Origin of the sequence: Paenibacillus sp., from assembly GCF_035645235.1 — a bacterium.
Classification (GTDB): Bacteria; Bacillota; Bacilli; order Paenibacillales; family YIM-B00363; genus Paenibacillus_AE.
In genome coordinates, this window is record NZ_DASQMZ010000108.1 from 1 (window position 1) to 7,644 (window position 7,644).

A 7,644-nucleotide genomic window follows, 5' to 3' on the forward strand; every position below is an offset into this window, starting at 1 on the left:
CGGATGGGCGCGATGGCGCTTCGCTCGCTCGAAGGGATGCAGCTTGGCGGCTTTATGGGCTTCGCGGTGAACGCGTTCGCCGGGTTCATGAACGAAGACAAGCTGGGCGGCATGCTGCAGGAGTTCCTGATCGGATTTTTATTCGATTTGCGAAAGCCGGGCAACGCGTACCGGGACGCCGCGCTCGAGGCAATGCGCGGCGCGATGCGAGACCTCGGCGAGAATGAAAGGGCGATCGAGGAGATCGAACGTTTGCAAGCGTCGCTGGCGCGGGGGGGCGGCGAAGGCGACGACCCGATCCGTGAGCTGGCGGCCTCCGCGCTGGAGGCGTTGGAGGGCAAGCTCGCGAATGCCGATTATTGCAGGGAAGCGGTCGTACCGCTCCTTCGCGGCGCGCTCGCCCGCGCTTCGGAGCGGCCCGGCGCGCTCGAGTCGGTAGACGAATGGATTCGACACCAAGCGGCGACGTTCGTCGAAAACAATCACGGCGTCATCGGTCAGCTTGTGAAGGAGAACGCGGACAAGCTGGACGACGAGACGTTGATCGCGATGATGGAGGAACACGTCGGGAAGGATTTGCAATGGATCCGGGTGAACGGCGCCCTCTGCGGGTTCGCGATCGGCATCGGATTCGGGCTGCTGCATTGGTTCGTCGTCGGCGCGTAGCGAGGCGCCGTTCCCCATGTTTTCGCGAGCAAAAGCACGGTAACACCGCGTACGCCTCGATCCTCCGGGATCGGGGCTTTTTTTTCATGCGATCGCTCCGCCGGCGTCGCGCTGTCGGAGGCGCCTATAACGGGATATACTCGCAAAAGGTTGCAGGTCGACGCAAAAAAATTAACGCGCTTCAAATCTTATCCCCATGACCGACAGCTTTCTTTATAATAATTTGGAAGAAGTTAGAAAGTCGGAGGTTCGCATGAAGCCATATACGATCGTCATTGCGGAACAGCAGACGCTCCTTCGGGAGGGCATCCGAAAAATTATAGATTTGGAACCGGATTTGAAGGTGGCCGCCACGGCCGAGAACGGCTCCGAGCTGCGCGAAGCGGGGGCGCTGCTTCGCCCCTCCGCCGTCATTATCGATACGGGGCTGCAGCTGTCGAACGGAATCGAGCAGGTCGTCTGGTTTAAGGAACGGCTGCCGGACACGAAGGTCATCTTGTTCGCGGCGGACATGGAAGACGACGAATTGATCCAGGCGCTCGCCGCCGGCGCGAACGGATTTCTGCTAAAGGACATCGAGTGGGACGAATTGCTCGGACAAATTCGAAGCGTGCTGAAGGGGCATCTGTTTTTGCCCGAACGGCTCGCGAAGAAGTTGTCCAATAAGCTGTTCCGGATGATGGCCGGGGAGCGGTACGGGACGAGGCACGTTCAATCGCTGTTGGAGCGGTTCCGCCTGACGGAGAAGGAATTCGAGATTTCGCTGCTGATGGCCAAAGGGTTAAACAACCGGCAAATCGCCGAAGCGCTCATGTACAGCGACGGCACCGTGCGCAATTACGTCAGCAGCGTTTACGAGAAGATCGGCGTCCGCGACCGGGCGAAGGCGGTCATTTTCCTGCGGGATTCCGGTTTTCAAAGCCAAGCGACGTAAAAGCATACGACGAATCGAGCGCTTCCATAAAATGACGGCAGTCACTATGACAATAGTCGTTTATAAAGTAAAATAAATAGAACGAGCCTGCGGAAGGAGAATCAAGATGTTGGATCGCTTGATCGGCAGCGTGGTAAAAAACGACGTCTTCAACGGGCAAGGCCTGCTTGTAATCCCGGCGAACACGGAACTTAGCGAAATCCACATCGATTTGATCAAGAAACACAATATTACGATTCTTCCCCATCATCTGAAAGTGCGCCCCGGCGCCTCATCCGAGCCTCAAGCGCCCGCGCCGCCTCCGCCGGGGAAGAAGACGAACGACGTGCTCGTCTCCCATGCGACGGAGGAGATGAAAGACGTCTTCGTCCGCTTTCGCGCGGGGGAGGCGCCGACGGTCAGCGAGATGAAGTCCAATCTGATTCCGTCCATCCAAGAGGCGATCGAGGTGCCGACGCTGTTCGGCTTGCTGGCCGGCCTTCAGGCGAAGGACGATTACACGTTCCGGCATAATATCGGCGTATCGGTCATTTCGACGATGATCGGCAAGTGGCTGAACCTCGACTCGGAGAAATTGCAGACGCTAACGCTCGCGGCGGCGCTGCACGATATCGGCAAGGTGAAAATCGAAGACGATATCTTAAATAAACCCGGCAAGTTCACGGACGAAGAATATGCCCTGATGAAGAGGCACACGACGTACGGTCACGAGATTTTGACCGCCCGGAACGACCTTCCCCCGGAGGTGCCCGTCGTGGCGCTTCAGCACCATGAACGGTTGGACGGGAAGGGGTACCCGTTCGGGATTACGGGCGATAAGATGTCTTATTTTAGCAAAATCGTCGCCGTCGCCGACGTGTTTCACGCGATGACGACCAATCGGGTGTACCGGGGCGAAATTCCTTTTTACAAAGTGCTGCTGCAGATGAAGGAGGACGGCTTCGGCAAGATGGATCCGTTCATCTGCAACCTGTTCGTGCACCGGATGATGGAGATGTCGATCGGCTGCGAGGTGCTGCTGACGAATCAATCGACCGGAAGCATCGTGCTCGTCTACCCGGACGACCCGATTCACCCGCTTGTCCAAGTGGACGGACAGTTCGTCGATCTGCGCCGTAACACGCAGCTGAAAATCGAACGCCTGGTCGGTTGAGAGGAACGCGCTTACATAGATTTTGCGAAACTGTGTTATAGAATAGACCATCACTGTTTATATCAATAGGCCGAAGCGCTTGCCGCTTGCGGCTTTTCTTTTCGCGCGGAAGCAAAAAAATTGTTCGCAACAACGGTAAATCCTGTTATACTACTACGTAAGGTTCTGTTTCAAAGATTGGTCGGTGGGGATCAGGGAAGGGGAGAGCTTCATGGCACAATTGCCAAAAACGAACGACCTCGGCTTTTTCGAAATTCGACTGGAATCGATCGGCGGTCTCGGCGCGAACTTGGCCGGGAAGATGCTTGCGGAATCAGGCGTTGTTGGAAGCGGATTCAACGGCGTCAGCTTCTCGTCGTACGGCTCCGAGAAGAAAGGATCGCCCGTCAAGGCGCACATACGATTCTGCGATACGAACGCGGACATTCGGGATACGACGCCGGTCGAGCGACCGCATATCGTTGGTATCTTTCACGAAAATTTATCGAAGACGATCAACGTCGTCAGCGGCATCTACGCAGACAGCACGGTGCTCGTCAATTCCGCGCGCACGCCGGAAGAGCTGAAAGAGAAGATGAAGCTCGTCGGCGGCACGGTCGCGGTCATCGACGCGACGGGCATCGCGCTCGAGGAGAAAAACCGCGCGAACATGGCGATGCTCGGCGCGCTGTTCCGGCTTTGCGACTTCCTCGACGCGGACCATATGCGCGGCGTCATCCGCAAGTCGCTCGAGAAGAAATATCCGCAAGCCGTCGAGCCGGCGCTCCGCACGTTCCAGCGCGGCTACGACGAAGTGCAATTCCGCACGTTCGAGCTGCCGGAGGGCGTCGAGATGCCGCTCCCGAAGCGTTGGGACATTCCGGTGCTCGGCTACGAGACGCAGCCGATCGGCGGCGTCGTCATCAACCCGGGCAATAGCATCCTGAAAGACCTTAGCATCTCCCGCAGCGGCATGATGCCGCACTTCGACGACGACAAGTGCATTCATTGCGCGGCGTGCGACACGGCCTGCCCGGATTTCTGCTTCGTCTGGGACGAACAGCCGGACAAGAAGGGGCGTCCGCAGATGTTCCTGCAAGGAATCGATTATCAATATTGCAAGGGGTGCCTCAAGTGCGTCACGGCTTGCCCGACGGAAGCGCTCAGCTCCGCGCGCGAGACGGACGGCTACGGCGAGGAGCACCGCGTGCCTCATAAATTCAACCTGGTGCAAGCATAATCACGGCTAAGGAAGGGAGAGGGGACCAAGCATGGCGATCGAATTCGAAAAGGAAATGAGCGCCGGCACCGTCGAGCAGCGGATCGTTTACGAATCCGGCAACGAGATGGCGGCCTATGCGGCGCATCAAATCAACTATCATATTATGGGGTATTTCCCGATTTCCCCGTCGACCGAGGTCGCGCAATTCCTCGATTTGATGAAGGCGAACGGGCAGCACGACATTAAGTTGATCCCGGCGGACGGGGAGCACGGTTCGGCGGGCATCTGCTACGGCGCGTCCACGGCGGGCGGCCGGGTATTCAATGCGACGAGCGCCAACGGCTACCTGTACATGCTCGAGCAGATGCCCGTACAGTCCGGCACGCGGTTCCCGATGGTCATGAACCTGGTGTGCCGTTCGGTATCCGGACCGCTCAACATTCACGGCGACCATTCCGATTTGTATTTCGCGCTGAACACGGGCTGGCCGATTCTGATGTGCCGCGACCCGCAGGCCGTGTACGATATGAACATCATGGCGATCAAGCTGGCCGAGCATCCGAAGGTGCGTCTCCCCGTGCTCGTCGCGTCCGACGGCTATTTCACGTCGCACCAGAAGCGCCGCGTGCAGACGTTCGCCAACAAGGCGGACGTCCAGGCGTTCGTAGGCGAGCAGCCGCCGCAAGGCTTCCCGCATGTGCTCGACCGCAACAATCCGATCACCGTCGGCCCGTACATGAACGAGCCGGACTATATTAACAACTGCTACCAGCAGTCCGTAGCGATGTACAACGCGGAAGAAGTGTTCGACGAAATCCGCAAGGAATACGCGGCGCTGACAGGCCGAGACTATCCGATCCTCGATCTGTACATGATGGACGACGCGGAGGTCGTGCTGTTCACGCTTAACTCCGCTTCCGAAATCACGAAAGTCGCCGTCGACCAGCTTCGCGCCAAAGGCGTGAAGGCCGGCTCGATCGCGCCGAACATGATCCGTCCGTTCCCGGGCAAGCAGATCGCCGAAGCGCTGAAGAACGTTAAAGCGGTCGTCGTCGCGGACCGCGCGGATTCGTACGGAGCGAAGGGCGGCAACATGACGCTCGAGGTGAAGGCGGCGCTGTTCACGCACGGCGTGAAAGACATTCACGTCATCTCCCGCATCTACGGCCTCGGGGGCAAAGATTACTTCCTCGAGGACGCGCACGCGTTCTTCGAGCTCGCGATCGACGCGGCCGAGAAGGGCAAAGTCGAAGTTCCGTTCGATTACTACGGCCACACGCCGGGCGACCCGGACAAGGCGCCGAAGCGTATCCTCGAGCCGATGGCGTACGAAGACCTTAAGACGGGTCTGATTACCGTTAACAAAGACGAAGAGACCGGCCAGCTGAAGGTCAAAGTTCCGCCGATTCGGCAGCTGACGAAGAAGCCGAAGCGGATGGCGCCGGGCCACGGCGCGTGCCCGGGCTGCGGCATTTTCTCGGGGCTCGAATTGTTCTTCAAGGGCATCGAGGGCGACATCGTAGCGCTGTACCACACGGGCTGCGCGATGGTCGTCACGACCGGCTTCCCGTATTCGTCTCATAAGGCGACGTACATCCACAACTTGTTCCAGAACGGCGCGGCAACGCTGTCCGGCGTCGTCGAGATGTTCTGGGAGCGCAAGCGCCGCGGCGAGCTCGATCAGTACGGCCTGAAGGACGACTTTACGTTCGTCATGATTACGGGCGACGGCGGCATGGACATCGGCATGGGGCCGGCGATCGGCGCCGCGCTTCGGAACCATAAGATGATCGTGCTCGAGTACGATAACGAGGGCTACATGAACACGGGCGCGCAATTGTCCTATTCGACGCCGCTCGGCCATCGCACCTCGACGTCGAACGTCGGCAAGCACCAAGGCGGCAAGCTGTTCCACCATAAGGACACGGCGCAAATTATGGCGGCGACGAACATTCCGTACGTCTTCACCGGCTCCGAGTCCCAGCCTCAGGATTTGCTGCGCAAAGCCGCCAAGGCGCAATATTACGCGCAGAACGAGGGCATGGTATACGGAAAGATCTTGATCACTTGCCCGCTGAACTGGCTTTCCGAAGAGAAGGACGGCCAGACGATTATCGACAACGCGGTCAACTCTTGCTTCTTCCCGCTGTACGAAATCGAGCACGGCGTGACGAACATTACGTACAATCCGGAAGAGAAAAACAAGCGCGTGCCGCTCTCCGATTGGCTGAAGCAGATGGGCAAGACGAAGCACATGACGAAGCCGGAGTATGCGGAAGCGTACAAATCGTTCGAAAACGAAGTGGATCGCCGCTGGAGCCGTCTGAAGGCGAAACACGAGAATCCTTACTTGTAATGCCTTACGTATTACGGCACAAGGACACTGGCGAGATCGCGGCCGCCGTGCTGCGTAACGTCTACGACCTCGATTATTACGGCGCCGCTTGGTGGGCGACCGAGGAGGAGGCGGCGGCTGCCGCTCCCCTCGGGTGGCAGCCGCTCGAGGTGAAGGATGCGAAGCTGAAGGTGTTCAACGTCAAGCTTAATAACGATGCCAGCCGGAAGTTGTTTCTCGACGACGACGGAACGCTTCGCGTAGAAACAAGTTCCGCCCGATAAGGCGGAACTTGTTTTCTTGCACGCGGCCGGGCAGGAAGGGTAAAGACATGCTGTTTACTTCGACGAATTTTTACCAATGGATGGGCGAGGCGAATCGGCGGGACGAGCTGAAGGAGACGGTCGATAAGGCCGGGTACGACGCGTTCCGCGTGCTCGTGGATCAGTTCGAACAGGCGCTCAAGGAAGTGGATGACGGGAGCTTCGAGGCGTTCGAGGAACGGCTCGCTTGGTGCCGGGGGGCGTTCCCGGAGCCGGCGCGTTTCAGCCCCGCCTGGCAGATCGTTTGGGACGAGCTCGGCGAGAAGGCGCGCTGGAAGCGGTACGCGTTCGAGACGGTGCCGGCCTCCGAGCGGGATGGGGATTGGCAAATTTTGATGGATAATCCGTTCACGAACAACGAGGTCGTCTGCTATCCGAAGCTCAGCTTTATCGAAGCGGCGTATTTGTTCGGCTATTTTAAGCCGACGCTGGAGAAGAACGAGTACTTGCGAATGCAGAAAGTCGTGACGGCGCTTGAACTGACGGGCGGCGAGTCGTAAGGAAAGACAATGGGAGCGCTTGCAAGATTGGGCTTGTCGAACGTGCCTTCGTTCCGGTACAATGGGAGCAGAAGCTAAAGACAAGGCGGTGAAGGCGAGTGAAACAGCTGTCCGTCGTCCAATTTTTCGATACGCTGCCGCCCAAGCAATGCCGTTCCTGCGGCGCGGAGCTGCACGAGCAAGCGGATTGCTATTGGAACCATTGCTTCGATTGTCTGGATTTGCAGGTCGTTCCGTTATCGTTGTCGCCTCGGTTCGCGGGGAATCGAACGTCCGCGGCGGGATAAGCTAGGCATGCACGTTCTTCAACCTCCGGCGGTGCTTCGGGCGTCGGGGGTTGTTTTTTGCGCCTTGGACCGAATCGGGCGGAATGAATCTTAACTTTTTCGTCCATTTATGTTATGTATGTATAGAGTCGATTTCGGATTGTCCGGGAAGGAGGGCGCCTGATGAAACGGCGTTTTGTCATCGAAGCGGTCATGGCGGCCATTTACGGAGAGATTATGGTCCCGAACCGTCCGGTAGAATATTT

The 7,644-nt window shown here is 58.2% G+C and carries 8 protein-coding genes; all 8 read left to right on the top strand.

Features of this window, described 5'->3' with window-relative positions; translation table 11 throughout:
- A partial coding sequence (locus tag VEZ38_RS10040; RefSeq protein WP_324893222.1) for a DUF445 family protein occupies positions 1 to 666 on the top strand: 666 nt, incomplete at its 5' end.
- 253 nt (positions 667 to 919) lie between these two features.
- On the top strand, positions 920 to 1,600 hold the full coding sequence (locus VEZ38_RS10045) for a response regulator transcription factor (RefSeq protein WP_324893223.1): 681 nt from the start codon (positions 920 to 922) through the stop codon (positions 1,598 to 1,600).
- Positions 1,601 to 1,706: 106 nt separating this feature from the next.
- Positions 1,707 to 2,753: an HD-GYP domain-containing protein gene (locus VEZ38_RS10050; RefSeq protein ID WP_324893224.1), complete on the top strand. Its 1,047-nt coding sequence runs from the start codon at positions 1,707 to 1,709 to the stop codon at positions 2,751 to 2,753.
- Positions 2,754 to 2,964: 211 nt separating this feature from the next.
- Complete coding sequence (locus VEZ38_RS10055) at positions 2,965 to 3,972, top strand: 2-oxoacid:acceptor oxidoreductase family protein (protein WP_324893225.1); 1,008 nt, start codon at positions 2,965 to 2,967, stop codon at positions 3,970 to 3,972.
- Between the two features lie 31 nt (positions 3,973 to 4,003).
- Entirely contained in the window at positions 4,004 to 6,310 is a 2,307-nt protein-coding gene (locus tag VEZ38_RS10060) for a thiamine pyrophosphate-dependent enzyme (RefSeq protein WP_324893226.1), read from the top strand.
- Complete coding sequence (locus tag VEZ38_RS10065; RefSeq protein WP_324893227.1) at positions 6,310 to 6,573, top strand: hypothetical protein; 264 nt, start codon at positions 6,310 to 6,312, stop codon at positions 6,571 to 6,573. The genes VEZ38_RS10060 and VEZ38_RS10065 overlap by 1 nt, the downstream gene beginning before the upstream one ends.
- A 47-nt stretch (positions 6,574 to 6,620) precedes the next feature.
- Complete coding sequence (locus tag VEZ38_RS10070; RefSeq protein ID WP_324893228.1) at positions 6,621 to 7,112, top strand: hypothetical protein; 492 nt, start codon at positions 6,621 to 6,623, stop codon at positions 7,110 to 7,112.
- 98 nt (positions 7,113 to 7,210) lie between these two features.
- On the top strand, positions 7,211 to 7,399 hold the full coding sequence (gene yhfH / locus VEZ38_RS10075; RefSeq protein WP_324893229.1) for a protein YhfH: 189 nt from the start codon (positions 7,211 to 7,213) through the stop codon (positions 7,397 to 7,399).
- The last annotated feature ends 245 nt before the right edge of the window (positions 7,400 to 7,644 follow it).

What these genes read in the sequence shown, in the direction of transcription:
- VEZ38_RS10045 (WP_324893223.1), top strand. Translation starts at nt 920, where the DNA reads ATGAAGCCATATACGATCGTCATTGCGGAACAGCAGACGCTCCTTCGG.
- VEZ38_RS10050 (WP_324893224.1), top strand. Translation starts at nt 1,707, where the DNA reads ATGTTGGATCGCTTGATCGGCAGCGTGGTAAAAAACGACGTCTTCAAC.
- VEZ38_RS10055 (WP_324893225.1), top strand. Translation starts at nt 2,965, where the DNA reads ATGGCACAATTGCCAAAAACGAACGACCTCGGCTTTTTCGAAATTCGA.
- VEZ38_RS10060 (WP_324893226.1), top strand. Translation starts at nt 4,004, where the DNA reads ATGGCGATCGAATTCGAAAAGGAAATGAGCGCCGGCACCGTCGAGCAG.
- VEZ38_RS10065 (WP_324893227.1), top strand. Translation starts at nt 6,310, where the DNA reads ATGCCTTACGTATTACGGCACAAGGACACTGGCGAGATCGCGGCCGCC.
- VEZ38_RS10070 (WP_324893228.1), top strand. Translation starts at nt 6,621, where the DNA reads ATGCTGTTTACTTCGACGAATTTTTACCAATGGATGGGCGAGGCGAAT.